Source organism: Halomonas qaidamensis, from assembly GCF_025917315.1.
Lineage (GTDB): Bacteria > Pseudomonadota > Gammaproteobacteria > Pseudomonadales > Halomonadaceae > Vreelandella > Vreelandella qaidamensis.
In genome coordinates, this window is record NZ_CP080627.1 from 2,638,156 (window position 1) to 2,658,995 (window position 20,840).

The following is a 20,840-nucleotide window of genomic DNA, read 5'->3' on the forward strand; positions in this document are numbered from 1 at the left end:
GCCGTCGCCGGATTTAAATCTTCATTTCTGCTAGCAACCAGTTAATGTCACTAAAATACGCCGCGAACCACCATGCTCTCGATGCTCTCCAAGCCAAATACCCTGCCATGTGCCCAATGCTAAACGACCATCTCGAATAGCTAAGCAAAGTTGAGTGCCCAATAAGCTAGAAGCAACATGGGCAGGCATATCATCAGGCCCTTCAAGCGTATGACGAAAATAACTCAGCCCTTCCGGTACTAAGCGACGAAGAAAGGCGTCTAAATCATGACGAACATCGGGATCAGAGTTTTCATTTAGGGTAAGCGAGGCAGAGGTGTGCATTAACTGTAGATGTAGTAAACCTTGACTACACTCGGCCAAACACGGCAGCGCTCGGGCAATGTCATTGGTAATTAAATGAAAGCCCCTGGGCGTTTCAGGTAAGTGAATCTCTTGTTGATGCCACATAAACACTCCTTTGTTATCGCTATTGTAGAGGGTTATTGGGTACAGAAATACCATAGCCTATTTGGGCTTCCTTTCGGCAAAAGTAACGTAAAAGGAAACCGCACATAGCGCTTATTTCTCCATACTGATAGATTTAACACTTATATACCATGCAGTCATAAGGAGCGTTTAATGCTCACTTTCGCACGAACTTCAAGGAAGATACGAATTTCAGGAAAGATACGAATTTCAGGAAAGAGAGCGGGGAAAGCCGCAGGACTAGTAGCAATCAGCAGTGTTGCATTAGCTGGTGCTGGCTGCACTGGCATACCCGATGGTACTGAACCAGTGTCTGGTTTTGAGCTTAACCGCTATTTGGGTCAATGGTATGAAATTGCCCGCCTGGATCACTCTTTTGAGCGAGACTTAGACTGCGTAACGGCGAGCTACAGCTTACGTGACGATGGCGGCGTACGCGTTATCAACCGTGGCTACAACCTCGCAGAGCAAGAGTGGAATGAAGCTGAAGGCCGCGCCTACTTCATTGACGATGAAAACATCGGGCGGTTAAAAGTCAGCTTCTTTGGCCCTTTTTATGGCGGCTATAACGTTTTAGAACTGGATGACGACTATCAATGGGCACTGGTATCAGGCCCAAACCGCGATTACTTATGGATTCTCTCGCGCACACCAGTCATGGAGAGCGCGGTGGAAGAGCGACTACGCCAGCGCGCTGCCGAACTCAACTTCCCCACCGATGAGTTGATTGACGTCGTACAAGATCAAACGTGCCCTGAACGTTAATAACACAAGGAGCCACTATGGCCCACCGTATTGCAGTCATCGCCGGCGATGGTATTGGTACCGAAGTCATGCCCGAAGGCATTCGCGCCCTGGAAGTAGCTGCGAAGCGTTTCAAGATTGATTTAGCTTTCACAACGTTTGAATTTGGTAGCTGTGACTACTACTTAGAACACAGCAAAATGCTGCCCGACGACTGGTTTGATCAGTTAAAGGATTTTGATGCGCTGTTTTATGGTGCCGTCGGCTGGCCCGACAAAGTGCCCGACCATATTTCATTGTGGGGCTCGCTGCTACAGTTTCGCCGCCAATTTGACCAGTACATCAACTTGCGCCCCTGCAAACTGATGCCCGGCATCAAAAGTCCATTAGCAGGCCGCGAGCCGGGTGACATCGACTTTTACGTGGTGCGCGAAAACACCGAAGGCGAGTATTCAAGTGTCGGTGGCAAAATGTTCGAAGGCACCGAACGTGAAATTGTTCTTCAAGAGACGGTCATGAGCCGCGTCGGTGTTGATCGAGTTTTAAAGTATGCGTTTGACCTTGCGCAAACCCGTCCGCGTAAAAAACTCACCTCGGCCACTAAATCCAACGGCATTTCAATCACCATGCCCTACTGGGATGAGCGGGTTGCCGAAATGGCCAAGCACTATCCCGAGATTGCAGTAGATAAATTCCACATTGATATTCTGACTGCTAATTTTGTTCTACACCCAGACTGGTTTGACGTGGTGGTTGGCAGTAACCTATTTGGCGATATTCTTTCAGACCTTGGCCCCGCCTGTACAGGTACTATTGGCATCGCGCCCTCCGCTAATATCAATCCAGAAGGTAAATTCCCCAGCCTGTTTGAACCAGTACACGGCAGCGCCCCCGATATCGCGGGTAAAGGCATTGCTAACCCCATTGGCCAAATCTGGTCTGGTGCCATGATGCTAGAGCACCTGGGCTACAAAGAAGCCGCCGATGCAATGGTAACGGCTATTGAAGAGGTGCTGAGCGAAGGCAACCGCCAAGTACTGACCCGCGACGTTGGCGGGCAAGGTAGTACGGTAAGCCTAGGTCAAGCGATCGCTGAACGTATTGGCGGCTAAGAAAAAATGCCTCGCTGTAAAAACAGTGAGGCATTACGTTTCTAGTATGTCGGCTGAGGGGAGTTAGCTCGCCAGCTTGGCAGCAATTTCTGCGACATGCTTACCTTGAAAACGGGCAATTTTTAGTTCACGCTCATCCGGCTGGCGTGAACCGTCTCCGCCGGCAAGCGTGGCTGCGCCATAGGGTGTTCCACCGCTCACTTTGGAAATATCAAACTGCTCTTCAATACCATAGCCAATCGGCACAATGACCATGCCGTGATGGGCTAATGTCGTCCAGGTGGAGGTAATGGTCATTTCATCACCGCCACCAGTCCCGGTAGACGTAAACACACTAGCCACCTTGCCACGTAGTGCGCCATTAGCCCACAGCCCACCGGTTTGGTCTAAGAAAGTACGCATCTGTCCCGCCATATTGCCGAACCGCGTTGGCGTGCCAAAAATAACCGCATCGTAGTCCGCAAGCTCCTGTGGCGTCGCTTCTGGCGTGGTGAAGTCTTGTTTACCTCCAGCACTTTTGAAGGCGTCCTCTGGCATAGTTTCAGGAACGCGTTTAACAGTAACGTCAACACCATTAACGCTTTTTGCGCCCTCTGCCACCGCGGCAGCTAACGTATCTATATGGCCGTACATGGAATAATAAAGAACTAATAACTTTGTCATTACTCACTCCTTGTCGTGCAGTCGGATAATACGATGTAAACGCCTTAAGCTTATGAATACCTGCTAATAAAGTAGCTCAGCTTCGCGTAGAAAAAAGCGAATGTTTTCGACGCGCTGCTTCGATTTTGTCGATGCTTTCCCGTTCTCGCCTTGCGCTTTCAACGCTTGCACACTAGTTTTTTTACATCTACTACTCCTACGTTCAATTTTTAACACTTTCTGCTAGAAAAATAGCCACGGAGACAGGCATGACCATTTTCGAAGCTTTGCGAAAAGATCACGATATCCAGCGAGATTTGCTAGCACGCTTGGTGGAAACCCACGGCGACAGTGAAGAGCGCGATAAGCTCTACAAAAAAGTGCGTGCCGAGCTTAAATATCATGCCAACGCCGAAGAGCGTTCACTCTACAACCCCATGATGGATATTGACCTAACCCAGGAAAAAGCTCGCCATAGTGTTGCAGAGCATCATGAAATTGATGAAATGATAGAGCTGCTCGATACGACCGACTACAGCGCAACCAACTGGTTAACCCATGCCAAGCAATTACAACATTTGGTTACCCACCACCTAGATGAAGAGGAGCAAGAGGTCTTTCAACTGGCAGGTCGGGGATTGAAAGAGCAGCAAAAGACATCACTGGCTACGCTGTATCAGGCAGAAATGCAGCGCCAACGTTTAGAATAACGTTTATCTTTAGCCAACCCTAAACAAAAAAACGCTTATGCAGCAGTCTGCATAAGCGTTTTTTTATCGAAAGTTTTTCATGTTCGCACCCGCGTTTTTCATGCTATCGACGTCTCCCCTTGTGGTTAAGCTTCAGCATGTTAAAGGTAAAGCATTACAAAAAGCTGACGCTCCCTGCTCAAGGAAAACTTCATGCTTGGCCAATGGCTAGATTGGACACTCGATGGCAAATCGCCTTCTTCGCAGTTAGGCCGCTTTAAAAGCGGCACCTATCAATTGCATGCGCCGGGAATCTTAGAGATAACCCCAACAACAGTTCAACCAACCGCTCGTGCCTGCGTGTTTTCAGCTGCCATACATGGCAATGAAACAGCACCGGTGGAACTACTGGGCAGTTGGCTCTCTGCTATTGAGGCTGGCACGGTAACGTTAGGCGCACCTGTGTTAGTGATCATAGGCAACCTTCCTGCCTTAAAGGGTCAGCAACGCTTTATCACTACTAACCTTAACCGTTTGTTTAACCGAGAACTCATCGAGACAGGTGAAGAGCCAGACCGTGCCCACGAACTGATGTCGGCAGTGGATACCTTTTATGAGCGACACCACACACTGCCCAAACTCCACTACGACTTACACACGGCCATTCGCGACAGCCTTTACACACGTTTTGTCGTCGAGCCCTTCGCAGAGACAGTAATAGATCCTGAGCAGTGGCAATGGCTAGCAGCGGCGGATATGCAAGCAGTGCTGCACCAACACCAACATAGCTGGACATTTTCGCACTATAGTAAGCACTATCATGCAGCCCAATCGTTTACCTTTGAACTAGGCCGTGTTGCGCCGTTTGGAAAAAATGATATGACCGCGTTAACGCCAATGTTAACGCTGATTAGCTCTCTTAGCGCAGGACTAGAGCCGCCCACTAAGCCCGCTGAGACAATGACGTTTTTCCAGGTTAAACATGAGCTAATACGCAAATCAGCAACATTTAGCCTTTGTTTTGATGAAGACGTTCCCAATTTCAGCCGTTTTGAGCCAGGCACTTGTCTCGCCAAGGATAGCGTAGCGGGGGATTTTATAGTGGGCGATACACCTTTATACGTGGTATTCCCGAACGCCCACGTCGAGATTGGTGCGAGAGCCGCTCTATTGGTCGTTCCAACACATGTCGCTTAACCTTATCAACGCCATCACACCAACCACGACAACAGCATAAATTGTATTAACAACAATAACGTAGAGGTGATCACAGGCCTGCCAATGTGCTACAAAACAAATCCCTTGCCTATTTTACGTCTAGGTAGGGCGCGCAATGTACGCAAGGCCTGATAGAATCGCCCCTTTTTTCGCGCCAGCCGCAAATCAAGCATCTGTTTTAAACCTGTTGCTGCTGCGGCAACCCTGTACTGGAGCCACTGTTATGGCTGATACGCCTACTCCCCTTGAAGTACGCAATATAAAAAAGCGCTTTGGCGATACAGAAGTTCTTAAAGGCCTCTCTCTCGAAGCCCAAAAGGGTGATGTTATCACTCTAATTGGTGCCTCAGGGTCTGGCAAAAGCACCTTCTTACGCTGCATGAACCTGCTTGAACAGCCCGACGAGGGCGAACTTTTCGTTCACGGCGAGCAAATTCGCTTTAAAACTACCAAGCATGGTCGCGAACCCGCTGATTGGAAGCAGGTCGTACAAATGCGTGCCAAGCTGTCGATGGTGTTCCAGAGCTTTAATCTCTGGGCACATATGACGCTGCTTGAGAACATCATTGAAGCGCCTATCCATGTGTTGGGCAAACCTAAAAAAGAAGCCATCGAGCACGCTCGTGCACTGCTTGAACGGGTAGGACTAAGCGCGCGCGCCGATGCTTATCCTGCACAAATGTCGGGCGGTCAGCAGCAGCGTGGGGCAATTGCCAGAGCACTCGCGATGGACCCAGAAGTGATGCTGTTTGATGAACCAACGTCTGCCCTCGACCCCGAGCTAGTCGGCGATGTTTTGAAGGTCATGCACGGCTTAGCAGAGGAAGGCCGTACCATGGTCGTGGTGACGCATGAAATGAGCTTTGCAAGAGATGTATCCAGCAAAGTGATTTACCTCCACCAAGGTTTAGTAGAAGAAGCTGGCGCACCTGCTGACGTACTCGGCAACCCGCAGTCACCGCGCTTGAAGCAATTCCTAGCCCCTAAATATTGATCAGCGAGGCACACCATGCTTGATTTGCAAGGTTACGGTCCCCGCCTAATTGAAGGGGCAGGAGTCACCATTCAACTAGCGGTGCTATCGCTGATACTAGCCATCGTGCTTGGCCTATTAACAGCAACGGCAAAAATGTCACGCAATTGGTTTTTACGGCGCACCGCAACGGTCTACACCACCGTAATTCGCGGCGTGCCAGACCTGGTACTGATGATGCTGCTGTTCTTTGGTGGTCAAATCGGTGTCAACGCCATTAGCGACACGCTCTACTATAACTATGGCATTGATATTTATATAAATTTTAATGCTTTTGCCGCAGGTGTTATCACCATAGGGTTTATTTTCGGTGCCTACATGGGTGAAACCTTCCGCGGTGCTTTCATGGCGGTTGATAACGGCCAGATTGAAGCAGGTAAAGCATACGGCATGAGCAATGCCTTGGTGTTTCGGCGTATTCGCTTTCCACAAATGATGCGCCACGCACTGCCTGGCTTGTCCAATAACTGGATGGTACTGCTCAAAACAACCGCACTCGTATCAGTGATTGGCTTAACTGATATGGTCCGCGTGGCCGCAGAAGCTTCCCGAGCCACTCACGAACCCTTTGCTTTTCTACTTCCTGTTGCAGCGGTTTATTTGCTGATTGCTAGCGTCTCCGAATGGATTTTTGTGCGGCTACAAAAACGTTACGACATTGGTTTTGGGGGGCAGTGAGATGCTGGATATTTCTGCGTGGTTCAACGACCTGCTGGCTGGCAACCTGATTTTCACCCCTACCACCTTAGGCTATTACTGGGAAGGGTTAGTCACGACAACTCAGCTTGTCTTTCTTTCGCTGATTGCAGGGTTAATACTTGCCGTACCACTGGCCATCATGCGCAGTTCGAAGCGCAAGTGGATTAGCTTGCCGGTCTATTTTTACACCTATGTATTTCGTGGCACACCGCTACTGATTCAGCTCTATATTATTTACTACGGCGTCGTGTTTATCGACGGCATCCAGGAAACCTTTTTGTGGCCAGTCCTACGGGAAGCTTTCTACCCTGCGTTAATTGCCTTCACCCTTAACACGGCGGCATACACCACCGAGATTTTCCGTGGAGCTATCAAAGCCACGTCTAAAGGGGAAATTGAAGCAGCCAGGGCCTACGGTATGTCCCAAAGCCTAATGATGCGACGAATTATTCTGCCCAGTGCCTTCCGGCGCGCCCTGCCCGCCTATGGCAATGAAGTGATCTTCATGCTGCACGCCAGCGCCATTGCTAGCGTTGTTACGTTAATGGATCTTACCGGTGCTGCGCGCTTTGTTTACGCCCGTTTTTACGCACCGTTTGATGCCTTCTTATTCGTCGCAGCTATCTACCTGTGTCTTACGTTTGCCATTTTATATTTCTTCCGTTTTTTGGAGAAAAAGCTGCTGGCCCACTTACGGCCGCAAAATACCTAGCCTCACCAACGGTTAACCACATACGCCTACGGCGAGGAAACAATCTAGGTTGGTTTAACGTCAAACAAACGTTAGTTCTTAGTCACGCTCCCTCTTTTCGTTCGTCCCAACCTAGGGTACGTTAAGAGGGATTCTATTTGGTGAACCTGTTTCTTACGGAGTATAAGAATGAAAAAATTACTAACAGTGTCTGTGCTTGGCTTAGCAATTGCGGCGGCTTCTTCTGCTCACGCGCGGGATTACGATCATGTTCGTATTGGGGTTGATGTTCCCTACGAGCCGATGGAATACCGCACCGCAGAGGGTGAGCTGACCGGTTTTGATATTGACCTTGGCAACGCCCTGTGTGAGCGCATTGGCGTCACCTGTGAGTGGGTTGAGCAAGAGTGGGATGGTATTATTCCTGGCCTGATGTCGCGTAACTACGATGCCATCATGTCCTCAATGACCATTAACGATGAGCGTCGTCAGCAGGTGCTGTTCTCCGACCCCTACATCACCATGCCGTCTGCTTGGTTCGCTCCCAGCAGCTTAGACATCAGCGAAGCCAATGAAGAAACCCTAGAAGGAAAAACTATTGGTGTTCAGCGCGGCACGCTGCAAGATAATTACGTGACCGACAACTTCAGTAACGTTGCTAGCATCAGCCGCTACTCCACCGCCGACGACATGGTGCTGGATATGGAAGCGCAACGCTTAGACATCGTGTTCCTCGACTTCCCGATTGGGCAGTCTACGCTGTTAGAAAGTGAAGAAGCGGAATACGTTGTGGTCGGCGAGCGCATCAGCGAGCCAAAAGAGTATTTTGGTGACGGCTTTGGCATCGCTTTCCGTCAGCGTGATGAAGCGCTAGCTGAAAAATTCAATGAAGCCCTTGCTGAGCTTCAAGAAGATGGCACTTACGATGAGATTTTTACTCGCTATTTTGGCGAAGAGTAAGCGCTAGTAGCCTATGTATGCCTCTCCATTGGAGAGGCATATAACGCGAGAAGCCATCATGCATACACATCACTTTTTAGCGCCAGTGCTGTTGCAATTGCCAGCTATATGCGCGCTCCGCCCAGGTACTAGCGGTGATATCGCTTGCTTTTACCTGAGCGAATGGTTCGACGAATAGCCTTCCCCTCTTGGCACGCCCGTGCCATCCCACGCCCCTGCGCGTGATCTTTGTAATGCGGAAATAACGCATTACGACCCTGCGCTTAGCGCACCCCACATGCTTTAGCTCATAAAAAAATCGCTGCTAGGCATGTAATCAATACCTAAAAAACGCTTCAGGAGACGACTATGCGTTATGCAACGCTGCCCCTTGCCGCTATTTTAGCGGTTGGTTTTTCGACGACTTTTGTTACCCAACAGGCTGACGCCCGAGACTACGATGACATTCGTCTCGGTGTCGATGTCCCTTACGAACCCTTTATGTACCGTGAAGCAGACGGCACGCTGACTGGCTTTGAAATCGAACTGGGTAATGCAGTGTGCGATTACCTAGAAGCCAACTGCACCTGGGTCGAACAGGACTGGGACGGCATTATTCCCGGCCTACTCGCCCGTAACTACGATGCCATTATGTCATCCATGGCGATTACCGATGAGCGCGCCCAGCGCGTGCTGTTCTCGGAGGCCTATTACACAACGCCCAGCGCGTGGATCACCACACAAGAGCGTGATATCGACATTGAAGACCGCGCTAGCCTAGAAGGTCTGACCGTCGGTGTTCAGCGGGCGACGCTACAGGATAACTACGTCACCGAGCTCTACGGTGACGTACTGGAAATCCGCCGCTATACCGGCGTAGACGATGTGGTGACCGACCTTATGGCCGGACGATTGGATCTCACCTTCATGGACTACCCAATTGCTGAGGCCGCGATTGATATCGATACGCCAGACAGCGACTTCCAGCGCATTAGCGACTTCATCAAACAGCCAGAGCATATTTTTGGCAAAGGGGTAGGTGTCGCCTTTCGCCAGCGTGACGAAGCCCTGGCAGAGCGTTTCAACGAAGCATTAAGCGCGCTGAAAGAAGATGGCACTTACGATGAAATTATGAACCGCTATTTCAACTACGATGTACGCTTGTAAGTAAGTTTTATAAGTACGGTTTATAAGCACGATCTCTGCGCCGACTGTTGGTCGGCGCATGTTCACCACCTGCTAATACCCCCTGGGAAGTACATGCTGACTCTTGTTAAAAACGCCCAGCTTTTCTCGCCAGAACCCCGCGGCCTGTGCCATCTACTTATCGCTGACCAGCGCATTGCAGCGGTAATAGACGCCTCCGAAGCGGTGAACTTAGGGCCATTAATTAGCACCGTCGATCTTGAAGGGCGTCGGGTCATTCCTGGTTTGGTCGACCCTCTGGTGCACTATATTGGTGGCGGCGGTGAAGGTGGTTTTGGCAACCGAACGGCAGAACTCAGCCTGCAAGATGCCTACGCCTCTGGCGTCACGACACTGATTGGTGCCTTAGGTACCGATGCGCTGACGCGCACCCCGGCCAATTTAATTGGTAAAGCCCGTGAACTCTTAGCAGGTGGCTTAACCGCTTATGCTTACACTGGCTCGTATCAACTTCCCCCAGTCACACTCACCGGTTCTATCGCCAGCGATATCCTCTATATTCCAGAGTTTATTGGCGTGGGCGAAGTCGCTATTAGTGATCACAGAGGCTCACAACCCACCACCCAAGAGCTAACCCGACTAGCCTCAGATGCGCGTACCGCAGGCTTGCTGGCAGGAAAATCAGGGATTGTTTTCATCCATACGGGCGATGCCGACTCACACCTGGAACCGCTGCGCGAGGTTGCCAAGCACAGTGCTATTCCGCTCTCACAATTCTACCCCACCCATATCAACCGCACCGCTGACTTATTCGAAGATGGCCTACGCTTCGCCCGCGAAGGCGGGTTTATCGACTTCACTACCAGCACAACGCCTGAACTATTAGCAGGCGGTGAAGTACCAGCATCAGAAGCGGTCGCTAGAGCGCTAAAAGCGCGTATTGACCCGAGCCAGATAAGCCTATCTTCCGATGCCAATGCCTCACTGCCAGAATTTGACGAACAGCACCGTTTTGTTGGTCTAAAACCCGGTAAACTAAGCAGTCTGTTCGAGGTGCTGGGTGAATGTATCAATGAACATCACATCACTATGGAGCAGGCGCTGAGATGTGCTTCAACAACCGCTGCGGACATCCTAAAGCTGCCCCGTAAAGGGCGTCTAGAAGAAGGAGCAGACGCCGACTTTATCGTGCTCGCAGAAGGGCGCTGGGCGATTGACCAAGTATGGGCCCTGGGCAAATCAATTTACGGTAGTAACCCTTAAGGTTGAACGACCAACCGACATTCCCAGACACCTTACCACCTGACCGAGTACCGAACTTGCTCAGCCAAATTGAGTCTGTAAACCAGTATAAAATTCACAAGGAAGTCTCATGGCTGAACAAACTACTGCAAACGTATCCTCCGAGACAGCTCCAGCTCGCGATATGCGCCCCTCATCTCACTGGACTGCCTGGGGGCAATGGCTGGCGCTATTCACCATGACCGTGGATCACCTTACCCGCTATGTGTTACCGGGAGACTGGGACTTAAGCTGGGCGGGTTCTTCGATTGGCCGTATTGCGTTTCCCTTATTTGCGGCCATGGTAGCCTGGCACGGGCTGTTTAATACCCGCAACCCACTGCGTTACTCACGACGCATACTGGTTATTGGCCTAGTGGCTCAGCTTCCTTATATGCTGATGCCGCGCACGTCTGACGATTTTATTCTTAACGTCTGCTTCACCCTTGCCTGCGGTCTAGCGCTGGGAGCCTTGGTTCGCCAAGGTTGGCAGCACTATCAACAGCAGACCCTTGAGTTAGCGTGGTTACTGCTAGGTGCAGCAGTAGGCGTAACCGTTTGGTATTTGCTAGGGTTCTGGGTCGAGTACGGTCATAACGGTTTGCTACTGATCCCGCTCTTAATGTTTGCTATGCAGGCGCTAAGTGAAACCCGCGACGCGCTGAAGTCGCGCTTATGGGCAGGTTTAGCCGCGTTTCCCGCACTTTGGATAGCCGGTCAAATGAATGCTTCCGACATGGCCAAATCATTTACCGTAGGCACCTGTGTAGTGGTGCTCATGCTTGCAGCAGGTGCCGCCCAACGCGTCCCTCCTGTTGCTTTGGCCATGCCCCGTCGCCTGTGGCTTGCTTGGTATCCAGGTCACTTTGCGCTAATTGCATTGTGGCTGTTGCTTAGCGGTCAGCTGGCGGGGTAATGACAGGCTCTGCGATACGCTTATTTACTTCTTCGCTCATCCAGGGTTGGTAACGACGCAGCCGAGCCCGACCCTCGGTTTTGGCCTGATACATTGCAATATCTGCCTGTTTTAATACGTCGCTATGGTCACACTTAGACGCATTAAAACAGGTGTACCCCATGCTCGGCGTTACCGTTAACCAGCGTTTTTCCAACCGATACTGTTCTGACAATACCTGCTGAACTTTACACATATAACGCTCGGCCTGTTGGTCCAGCTCCTCTGAAGCAAGCTCTTCAAATAATGCTAACAGTACAAACTCATCACCACTTAAACGCGCAGCTATGTCCCCCTCGTTCAAACACTGCTCTAAGCGCCTTGCTACTTGCACCAATAAATCATCGCCTGCCGCGTGGCCTAAGGTGTCGTTAATCAGCTTAAAACGATCCATATCCAAAAACATCACTAACCCAAAGCGCTGCTCGCTAATCCGCTCATTACACAGCTTTTCTAAGCGTTCAATAAATAGTCGGCGATTAGGTAAATCGGTCAACGCATCATAGTAAGCTTGGCGATAAATAATTGCTTCGTTGCGTTTACGCTCAGTAAAGTCCTCTATAATTGCCACCCCACCAATCATTTGGTTACTGGCGCTTAGCACGCCGTTAAAAAACGCCCTTAGCGGTATCCCAGCAGTTGCTTTTGGGAACCGGTAAGTGCCTTCGTAATAGCCCGTACCTTTTTCTAGCGCATCATTAACGGCTTGCGCTACCTCATGATCAGCAGAGCGGGCCAGCATGTGGTAGCCAATCAACTGTGCCCGCCCAACGCCTAAAATGTCCAACAGTTTACGGTTGCAGTCAGTAATCACTCCCTGCTCATTGAAGTGCAATACCCCTAGCGGTGAGTGCTGAAATATAGAACGATAGCGATTCTCGCTTTCTCGCAGCTGCGTTTCCCGCGAGGCCATGCTTACCCGCAGTGCAATATTGTCGTGAATAGTGCGACTAAAACGGCGGCTCGTAGTGACAATCAAGCCTAAAAAAAGCACCAGCATTAAGCCAATCAACACAGAGAGCGGCGACCCCTGTAGTAAAAACTGCAGCTTTAGGGGCAGCAAAATTGGCAACACGAAACCTAGCGCGACCCACCAAACAGAAGAAAGCGTGGTAACGCCTCCCGCAGAGATACCCGCCAAAACAATCGAAAGCGCCGCAATTTGTCCCGGATGGTCATGGCTAAAGAGCAACAGACCTGTGGCTCCCCAGACACAGCCAGATGTAATAGCGCCAATAGCAAACCAGCGCAACCAGCGGCGGCGCTGTTGATGCGCAGCTGGCAAGCGCTTAAAACGCTGCGCAAGCAACAAACGCAGTCCAGAAATCGCGGTAAGTGTTATAAACCAACCAATTAACAAACTAGCGTCCACCACTGGCCACATCGCAGCTATCAAGAGCCCGCCGGCTGCCACACTACTTAACACTGGCTGCCAAAGATTATCGTAAAGCAGGCGCACTTTTTCACCGCGTAAGCGCAGTTGTGTTAAATGGTGTTCACGCTGATAGTCACTGCGTAGACCCGAGGCAGTCGCGGTTTCTCTTACGGATGCTCGTCCAGAAATCGTCGCAGGGGGTGCCATACAAACTTCCTTTTAATTAGCTGGTTTATAAACCAATCTTTTTAGTTCATTGCATCTATTCCTTTGCTATCTCTTTTAGCACGTTTACCAAGTAAACGTAGCCTATTCACTCAATAAAAAAGCCGCCAGAAATAGGCGGCTTCAACAGTGTTCACTATTAAAATTAAAGCGATGCTTCAAAACTCCACGCCACGGGCGGAGCTTCCCGCAGTAATGTGTGGCAGGCACGCACTTTTTCAAGCAGCTCGGCATGCGTGTCAGCGACGATATTCACATGTGCCAACTTCCGCCCTGCCCGCTCTTCCTTGTCATAACGGTGCAAGTGCGCATTGCTAATCGCCAGTATTGCGGCATTGTCGCCTTCCTGCCCAATCACATTCACCATACAGGTCGGCGCAATGGCTTGGGTGCTGCCAAGCGGCAGGCCTTGAACAGCACGCAGATGATTCTCAAACTGGCTAGTGACCGCACCGTCCATGGTCCAGTGACCGGAATTATGCACCCGTGGAGCCATTTCGTTAGCCAACAGGCTGCCATCACGCGTTTGAAATAACTCCAATGCCATCACACCTACGTACTCCAGCTCATCCAACAGCATGCGAATGTAGCTGTCAGCAGTCTCTTGAACGCTGGCTGCTAAGTCCGGCAGTGGCGCAACCGAATAGCGCAGAATGCCATCCACGTGCTGGTTTTCCGCCATGGGGTAAAACACCACTTCCCCATCGCGACCGCGCACGGCAATCATCGAAACTTCCCGCACAAAATCGACAAACGCTTCAACAATCAGTTGGCGATGACCAATGCTGTTCCACGCCTCTTCCGCCTGCTCCGGCGCTTTTAACACCGCTTGACCTTTACCGTCGTAGCCTTCGGTGACCGACTTGGCAACCACCGGATAGCCCAACTCATTGGCCGCCGCTTCAAGCTGCTCAGCGCTTTCAACCACACGGTAAGCAGGCGTCGGAATCCCTAAATGGTCAAACAGCGCTTTCTCTTCTACCCGGTTTTGACACACCGCGATGGCACGGCTTCCTGGGTAAACAGGCTTGTGCTGTTCGATTTGCTCTATCAGCGCGACCGGCAGGTGCTCAAACTCATAGGTCACGACATCGACCTTATCGAGAAATTCTGCCAAGTGCTGGTTATTGGGGTCGACGATGACGTCGCCAATACCTGCGCTCGGGTTGCCGGTAGTGTCTAAAAACGTGAAGCGATTACCTAGCGGGTAGCCCGCCAGCGCCAGCATGCGGCCCAGCTGGCCTGCGCCTAATACGCCGATGTTTTTTGAAATGCTAGCGTTCATGACCAGAACTCCTTAGTTCGCTTCCGCATCAGGCCGTGGGTCTGGGTTATCCAACACCAGTTGGGTTTGCTCAGCGCGGAAGGTCTCAACCGCTTCGCGCACGGTGCTATCTTGCAAACCAACAATCTGTGCCGCCAATAAGCCAGCATTGGTCGCGCCCGCTTTACCAATCGCCAGTGTGCCAACAGCAATGCCGCCAGGCATCTGGGCGATGGAAAGCAGCGAATCTAGGCCTTTCAGCGCTTTAGATTCCACCGGCACGCCTAGCACCGGCAGCGCCGTTTGAGAGGCCACCATGCCGGGCAAGTGGGCAGCACCGCCAGCGCCAGCCACAATCACTTGCAGGCCGCGTTCAGCAGCGCTTTTAGCATAGTCGAACAGCAAGTCAGGGGTACGATGGGCAGAGACAACGCGGGTTTCATAAGGAACACCTAGCCGCTCTAGCATCGCCACTGCGTGCTCCATGACGGGCCAATCAGATTTCGACCCCATGATCACGCCCACTTTAGGTGCGCTGTTCGACATGCAAAAACTCCTCGGCCAAAGGCCTACGAAAGCAATAAAGCGTTTAACAAGCCGCTAACCACAGGCGGCTTACCAGGAAATTAGAAGGCGCATAGTCTACCAGAGCGTGTGCTTTTGGGCGCGTTTGTAAATAGATCGAAATTTTAATCAAAGTAGCATTGAAAAGCGCGCGACTTGGCGGCATTGTGTGATTGTCATTTCAGACTGATGGAGTCCCATGAGTACGGCATACTCAACTGCTCACGCAGACACGCTAGATCCTCCGCGAAGCAGCCCTGACCTCGATGTCAGGGATTTAGAAAAACGTACGCGCCTTATGCGTATCATTACCCGCCTGATCGCCGTATCAGATTTGGGAAGCCGCGAAATCGCCCGCCGGGCGGGGCTTCCAGTGCAAAAGATCAGCGACCTACTCGCCGGAAGGCTAGAGCATTTAGGCATTGACGAACTCAATGTCTTACGTCGCACTCTAGAACTGGAGACGCCATAGCAACAGTTGCTACCTAACGTCACTATTTACCCCATATTTATCTTTTATTTACTATCAGGCTGGCCCATGGGCTAGCCTGTTTTCGTTTTAAAACAGTTCGTTAGCGCTCTAAGATTAAGGGAGCATTAAGAAACCTGCGCTAACCCATTGACACGCATCAATTTTTTATACTACCAAAGGCGTAACCTTAGCGTATCCACTTCATTCGCCTGCAACAACGACGTTTTATTAGCGACGTTGGTAACAGCGACATTTTTATTAGCTAAGGAGGCGTTATGGACGCCATACGCCGGTCGTTACTAGGCCAGCTGGCCCGCCTAAGTGCAGGCGCTGCCCTAGTACCGTTTTCCAGCCTTGCCAGCGCAGGCATCAATCAGCAGCCTGTTCGTCGCGAAGGCGACCCCACCAAACGTTATGGCATGTTGATTGATCTGCGCCAGTGTATCGGCTGCCAGGCCTGCACCGTGTCGTGTCATATCGAAAACGCCGCGCCGTTAGGCCAATTTCGTACCACAGTTGCCCAGTATGAAGTGCAGCATCAAGAGAGTGGTGAGCTAGCTACGTTTATGCTGCCCCGGCTGTGCAATCACTGCGAAAACCCACCCTGCGTGCCAGTTTGTCCCGTTGAAGCGACCTACCAACAGCAAGATGGCATCGTTGTGGTGGATAGCGACCGCTGTGTCGGCTGTGCGTACTGCGTTAACGCCTGCCCCTACGATGCACGCTTTATTAACGAACGCACTCAAACCGCCGACAAATGCACGTTCTGTGCCCATCGTCTAGAAGCTGGGCTGCTACCCGCCTGTGTTGAAAGCTGCGTAGGCGGCGCGCGGATTATCGGCGACATGCGCAATCCAGACAGCCAAATCAGCCGTCTGATCAACGAGCATCGCGACGCCCTTATGGTGCTACAGCCAGAAAAAAACACCCTCCCCCAGGTGTTCTATTTAGGTATGGACGAACGATTCACCACACGCCCCGTGGCAGAACCCGTGGCGCTTGAAGTGCTCGACCCCCACGGCCAGGAGATGGGCTATGAATTCCACCATTGAATTACTCGCACCCCGTTACGACATCGCCTGGTATCCCTGGGCGGTACAGTACTTTTTTATGATCGCAGTCTCCTACGCGAGCCTATGGCTAGCAGCCCCGGCATTAATCTTTGGCAAAAAAGCCTGGCTGCCCACCGCACGTCTAGCGCTCATCGCCTGCGTCAGCACAACGTTAGTCGCACCGGTGGCTCTATTAGCAGACCTGCACCAGCCACTGCGCTTCTGGCACTTCTACGCCTATGCCAACACTCACTCGTGGATGTCGATTGGCAGCGTGGTACTGCCGCTCTATCTGATCAGCGTCTTAGGCTTCGCCTGGCTGGCCTGGCGTCCCGCACTGCAAGCTCGGCAACAGACAGCGGGGTTCAGCGGGTTGATCGCCAAGTGGCTGAGCATGGGCAGTGGTTCAACGCCCAAAGTACTGGTGGCAATAGTGGGGTTAGCCGCCTTGTTACTGTCTAGCGGCATCATGCTCTATACCGGCGCGGAACTGGCTATCGTCAAAGCTCGCCCCTTATGGAACACGATTTGGCTACCGCCCATGCTGGTCGCCACCGGATTTATCGCCGCCGCTGGGTTAGTACTGGTGTTAAACCGTGTGAGCGGTATCTGCTCATCCGCCACCACCCGGCAAATGCTCTATGTCCTGTTGGCCTTTTGTGCGCTGGCAGGGCTTATCGCGCTTAGCTGGCTATTAGATGGCCTGAATGCCCACGTTGGCTCAGTAGCGGCGGCGCTGGAGTCTGTCCGTTACAGCCCCTCTTGGCGCAGTACCGCACTGTGGGGTGGCATTACCAGCGTTGCGCTATTTGCCAGCATTGTGTTTCTGCTAACACGCACATCAAAGCGCCAGCCAGCACTGTTTGCCTGGGCATGGTTACTGGGGCTGGTGGCCATTCATATGGGCTGGATGTTCCGCTGGGTAGTGCTGATGGATGTTCAACACGTAGCCCGCAACAGTGCAGGTTTCCACCACTACGGCATTCCTGCTGGCTCTTCCGGCATCTTAGGCATTGTCGGCACCTTTGGGCTGTGGCTGGCGGCCATTTTACTGATCGACCTATTACTTCCGTGGCGAAAGGCCCAACAAGGTGGCCAGCTATCCGCCAACGACCAAGACGCGTCTCGCGCCCCACTTACTGCTAATAAAGGAGCGCCTAGTCATGGCTAAGTCTGCTCAAGACCCCTCACGCCGTCGCTTTCTAAAAGGGGCTGCTGCCGCTGGCGGTGCCGCTACCTTTGCAGTGGGCTACGCCGACCCGCTGGCCAAAATGGCCAAAGGTATTACCGGCAGCGCGGGTGAAAAACCGCTGCACAACATTCATGGCAACTCATTAACGCCTGAATATCGCGTTGATTTAGCGACCGGCGAACTCACCCTAACACCCGATCAGCGGGTCGCTTTTACCATTTGCTACGGCTGCACCACCCAGTGCGGTGTGCGCGTGCGGGTCGATGACACCCGCGGTGAAGTGCTACGAGTCTCTGGCAACCCTTATCATCCGCTTTCTGCCGATGACCATTTGCCTATGCGTACGCCGGTGGCGGATGCGCTGCGCAGTGTGAGTGCTTACGCAGAACAGGGCCAAGTCAACCGCTCTACCGCGTGTGCCAGGGGCAACGCGATGATGAGCCAAATTACCAACCCATTTCGTGTCGACCACTGCCTTAAGCGGGTCGGTGAACGAGGCAGCCGCGAGTGGCAAAAAATATCGTTTGAGCAACTGATCGAGGAAATTTGCGAAGGGGGCGACCTGTTCGGTGAAGGTCAGGTAGACGGCCTGCGTGACATTCGCGACCATGACACGCTGATTGACCCCAACAATCCGGAGTACGGCCCCAAGGCTAATCAGCTGATGGTCATGGAAGCCACCGACTACGGGCGCTCAGATTTACTTAAACGCTTCACCTTAAACGCCTTTGCGACCCGCAACTATGGCCACCATGGCGCTTACTGTGGTTTGGCATTCCGCATGGGCTCTGGGGCAGTGATGAACAACATCGTCACTAACGCTCACGTAAAGCCAGATATACAGAACGCACGCTTTATTATGTATATCGGCTGCGCGCCCAGCCAAGCAGGCAACCCGTTTAAGCGCCAGGGCCGCTTGATTGCACAGGCACGCGCCGCCGGTACGCTGGAATATGTGGTGGTAGACCCTGCGCTGAACGCTGCCACCTCCCACGCCGCTGATAACAATCGTTGGGTACCTATTCGCCCTGGCACCGACAGCGCCTTTGCCATGGCGCTTATTCAGTGGCTGCTGGAAAACGACGGCTATGCGCAGGCGTTTCTTGAGCTGCCCGGCCAAGCTGCCGCCGATGCAGCAGGCGAAACCACCCACTCCAACGCCACGCATTTAGTGATTGATACCTTCGAGCACCCGCGCCGGGGTTACTTTTTGCGCGCCAGCGACCTTGGTTTTGCCGACCCAGGTAGCGATGCCGACATACCGGTAGTGGTGTCAGAGGGCGAACTTGCCCTCAGTGAAGAGGTAATGACCGCCGAGCTGTTTGCCGAACGCCCAGTCACCCTGGCGGATGGCACGACGGTCACCGTCAAAACTAGCCTTGCGCTACTGCGTGAATCCGCCAATGAGTACGACATAGATACCTACGCTGAACATTGCGGCATTCCCAAGGCAACGATTATCGAGCTTGCCCAACGTTATGCTAGCCATGGCAGAAAAGCCGCCGTTAACTGCCACGGCGGCATGATGTCAGGCAATGGCTTTTACGCCGCGTTTGGTGTGCAAATGCTTAACTTGCTGGCTGGCAACTACAATATGAAAGGTGGCAGCGCCGTAGGTGGCGGCACCTACAGCGGCACCGGCGAAGGCCCCCGCTACGACCTCGCCAACTTCCCTGGCAAGCGTGGCCCTCAAGGGGTATTTCTCTCCCGCTCTCGTTTTCCCTATGAGAAATCCTCGGAGTACCAGCGCAAGGTCGCGGCAGGCGAAAACCCCTATCCGGCGAAAGCTCCTTGGCGCTCACTGGCACCGCCAACGCTTACCGAGCACTTACCTTCCGCGCTGGATGGCTACCCCTATCCCATCAAAGCGGTGATTGGCTGTATGGCTAACCCGATTTATGGTCAAGCTGGCCTGAAAGGCGTGATTGTCGATAAGCTGAAAGACCCCAAGCGGTTAGGGCTATTTGTGGCCGTCGATGGGTTTATCAACGAAACCAACCGCTACGCCGACTACATTGTGCCTGATTCGGTAATGTACGAAGTATGGGGCTTTGCTGGTTCCTGGAAAGGCACCCTGGGCAAACTCTCCACCGCCTGCTGGCCAGTGGTAGAACCCCGCCAGCAAAAAACAGCCGAAGGCGAGCCAGTATCTATGGACAGCTTCTTTATCGCCGTTGCTAAACGGCTAGGGCTGCCAGGCTTCGGCGACAACGCTATTCCCGATGCAGATGGCAATCTTCACCCGCTCAACCGCGCTGAAGACTATTACCTACGGGCGGCCGCCAATATCGCCTTTCAAGATGAACCGCTGCCAGAAGCGAGCGCCGCAGACATTACTCACGGCGGCATTGCCCCGCTGCTGCCCAAACTCGAACGTACACTTAAAACCGACGAGCGCGGCCGCGTTGCCTACCTTTACGCCCGGGGCGGGCGCTTCGAGGATGCCAGCGAACACTTTGTCGGCGAGCACTTGAAACACCAGTGGAAAAGAACGCTGTGTATTTACAACGAGTCGGTAGGCACCAGCATTGATACCACTAACGGGCTCCCCAACAGCGGCGTGCCCTGTCACAAGTTGCCCCAGCTCGCCAACAAGCGACCCATGCGCGAGGTATTTTCAGAGCAGGAGTGGCCGCTGCTAGCGTTTTCATTCAAATCTAACCTGATGAACTCTTACGCTATTGGCAACGAGCGGCTAAGAATGATCAAGCCGTACAATCCTGTGCAAATGCACCGCCAAGACGCCGAGCGCTTCGGCATCCAGCATGGCGACACCATCCGCATTGAAAGCCCAGGCGGAAGCGTCGTGGGGCTTGCGCTGGTTAGCGAAAGCGTTGTGCCCGGCGCATTGGGCATTGAACACGGCTACGGCCATCGGGATTTAGGAGCCACACCGCATACCATTGATGGCAAACCTCAGCCAGATATGCCCTGGATGCGGGCCGGTATCAACATCAACGACCTAGGCTTTCAAGACCCAACACGGGAAGTAGGCGGTACATGGCTAGAACCCATCAGCGGTGCCAGCGTGCGCCAAGGCTTACCGGTTAAAGTGAGCCGCGTGTAACGTGGATGGGGT

20 protein-coding genes are annotated in these 20,840 nt (G+C 52.5%); 15 read left to right on the top strand and 5 right to left on the bottom strand.

Annotation, left to right across the window (positions count from 1 at the left end; all coding sequences use genetic code 11):
- Window positions 1–30 precede the first annotated feature (30 nt).
- Window positions 31–450 carry a secondary thiamine-phosphate synthase enzyme YjbQ gene (locus K1Y77_RS11955; RefSeq protein WP_264428677.1) on the bottom strand — a complete coding sequence of 140 codons (420 nt, stop codon included), beginning with the start codon at window positions 448–450 and terminating at the stop codon, window positions 31–33.
- 171 nt (window positions 451–621) lie between these two features.
- Between K1Y77_RS11955 and K1Y77_RS11960 the strand changes: the two genes are divergently transcribed.
- A complete protein-coding gene (locus tag K1Y77_RS11960; RefSeq protein WP_232222386.1) occupies window positions 622–1,233 on the top strand; it encodes a lipocalin family protein in 612 nt (203 codons plus the stop codon).
- 17 nt (window positions 1,234–1,250) lie between these two features.
- The gene (locus K1Y77_RS11965; protein ID WP_264428680.1) at window positions 1,251–2,324 is read left to right on the top strand and encodes a tartrate dehydrogenase; all 1,074 of its coding nucleotides are present in this window, start codon (window positions 1,251–1,253) and stop codon (window positions 2,322–2,324) included.
- 63 nt (window positions 2,325–2,387) lie between these two features.
- On the opposite strand, the gene wrbA is transcribed toward K1Y77_RS11965, so the two are convergent.
- A complete protein-coding gene (gene wrbA, locus K1Y77_RS11970; RefSeq protein ID WP_264428682.1) occupies window positions 2,388–2,987 on the bottom strand; it encodes an NAD(P)H:quinone oxidoreductase in 600 nt (199 codons plus the stop codon).
- Between the two features lie 248 nt (window positions 2,988–3,235).
- On the opposite strand from wrbA, the gene K1Y77_RS11975 reads away from it, so the two are divergent.
- The 9 genes from K1Y77_RS11975 to K1Y77_RS12015 all read left to right on the top strand — a co-directional run bounded on the left by K1Y77_RS11975 (window position 3,236) and on the right by K1Y77_RS12015 (window position 11,578).
- Window positions 3,236–3,676 (top strand): hemerythrin domain-containing protein, encoded by a 441-nt coding sequence (locus K1Y77_RS11975; RefSeq protein WP_264428684.1) that lies wholly within the window; start codon window positions 3,236–3,238, stop codon window positions 3,674–3,676.
- A 192-nt stretch (window positions 3,677–3,868) separates the two neighbouring features.
- On the top strand, window positions 3,869–4,852 hold the full coding sequence (locus K1Y77_RS11980) for a succinylglutamate desuccinylase (protein WP_264428685.1): 984 nt from the start codon (window positions 3,869–3,871) through the stop codon (window positions 4,850–4,852).
- Window positions 4,853–5,096: 244 nt separating this feature from the next.
- Window positions 5,097–5,867, top strand: a complete 771-nt coding sequence (locus K1Y77_RS11985) for an ABC transporter ATP-binding protein (protein ID WP_264428686.1) — start codon at window positions 5,097–5,099, stop codon at window positions 5,865–5,867.
- 15 nt (window positions 5,868–5,882) lie between these two features.
- A complete protein-coding gene (locus K1Y77_RS11990; RefSeq protein WP_264428687.1) occupies window positions 5,883–6,584 on the top strand; it encodes an ABC transporter permease in 702 nt (233 codons plus the stop codon).
- Window position 6,585: 1 nt separating this feature from the next.
- The gene (locus tag K1Y77_RS11995) at window positions 6,586–7,317 is read left to right on the top strand and encodes an ABC transporter permease (protein ID WP_030073365.1); all 732 of its coding nucleotides are present in this window, start codon (window positions 6,586–6,588) and stop codon (window positions 7,315–7,317) included.
- Window positions 7,318–7,485: 168 nt separating this feature from the next.
- Window positions 7,486–8,256, top strand: coding sequence for a transporter substrate-binding domain-containing protein (locus K1Y77_RS12000; RefSeq protein ID WP_030073369.1), 771 nt, complete (start codon window positions 7,486–7,488; stop codon window positions 8,254–8,256).
- A 348-nt stretch (window positions 8,257–8,604) separates the two neighbouring features.
- Entirely contained in the window at window positions 8,605–9,402 is a 798-nt protein-coding gene (locus K1Y77_RS12005) for a transporter substrate-binding domain-containing protein (protein ID WP_030073371.1), read from the top strand.
- Between the two features lie 93 nt (window positions 9,403–9,495).
- Complete coding sequence (gene iadA, locus K1Y77_RS12010) at window positions 9,496–10,644, top strand: beta-aspartyl-peptidase (RefSeq protein WP_264017812.1); 1,149 nt, start codon at window positions 9,496–9,498, stop codon at window positions 10,642–10,644.
- 109 nt (window positions 10,645–10,753) lie between these two features.
- On the top strand, window positions 10,754–11,578 hold the full coding sequence (locus K1Y77_RS12015; protein WP_264428690.1) for a conjugal transfer protein TraX: 825 nt from the start codon (window positions 10,754–10,756) through the stop codon (window positions 11,576–11,578).
- On the opposite strand, the gene K1Y77_RS12020 is transcribed toward K1Y77_RS12015, so the two are convergent.
- The 3 genes from K1Y77_RS12020 to purE form a co-directional block, all read right to left on the bottom strand.
- Window positions 11,556–13,199, bottom strand: coding sequence for a sensor domain-containing diguanylate cyclase (locus K1Y77_RS12020; RefSeq protein ID WP_264428691.1), 1,644 nt, complete (start codon window positions 13,197–13,199; stop codon window positions 11,556–11,558). The genes K1Y77_RS12015 and K1Y77_RS12020 overlap by 23 nt on opposite strands.
- Window positions 13,200–13,362: 163 nt before the next feature.
- Complete coding sequence (locus tag K1Y77_RS12025; protein WP_264428692.1) at window positions 13,363–14,502, bottom strand: 5-(carboxyamino)imidazole ribonucleotide synthase; 1,140 nt, start codon at window positions 14,500–14,502, stop codon at window positions 13,363–13,365.
- A gap of 12 nt (window positions 14,503–14,514) precedes the next feature.
- On the bottom strand, window positions 14,515–15,027 hold the full coding sequence (purE, locus tag K1Y77_RS12030; protein ID WP_030073381.1) for a 5-(carboxyamino)imidazole ribonucleotide mutase: 513 nt from the start codon (window positions 15,025–15,027) through the stop codon (window positions 14,515–14,517).
- 217 nt (window positions 15,028–15,244) lie between these two features.
- On the opposite strand from purE, the gene K1Y77_RS12035 reads away from it, so the two are divergent.
- From K1Y77_RS12035 to K1Y77_RS12050, 4 genes are all read left to right on the top strand, one after another.
- The gene (locus K1Y77_RS12035; RefSeq protein ID WP_030073383.1) at window positions 15,245–15,517 is read left to right on the top strand and encodes an XRE family transcriptional regulator; all 273 of its coding nucleotides are present in this window, start codon (window positions 15,245–15,247) and stop codon (window positions 15,515–15,517) included.
- A 275-nt stretch (window positions 15,518–15,792) separates the two neighbouring features.
- Window positions 15,793–16,569, top strand: a complete 777-nt coding sequence (gene dsrO, locus K1Y77_RS12040; RefSeq protein WP_030073385.1) for a sulfate reduction electron transfer complex DsrMKJOP subunit DsrO — start codon at window positions 15,793–15,795, stop codon at window positions 16,567–16,569.
- Window positions 16,553–17,740, top strand: a complete 1,188-nt coding sequence (gene nrfD / locus K1Y77_RS12045; RefSeq protein WP_264428693.1) for an NrfD/PsrC family molybdoenzyme membrane anchor subunit — start codon at window positions 16,553–16,555, stop codon at window positions 17,738–17,740. The genes dsrO and nrfD overlap by 17 nt, the downstream gene beginning before the upstream one ends.
- Entirely contained in the window at window positions 17,733–20,828 is a 3,096-nt protein-coding gene (locus K1Y77_RS12050) for a molybdopterin dinucleotide binding domain-containing protein (RefSeq protein WP_030073390.1), read from the top strand. The genes nrfD and K1Y77_RS12050 overlap by 8 nt, the downstream gene beginning before the upstream one ends.
- Window positions 20,829–20,840: the final 12 nt, after the last annotated feature.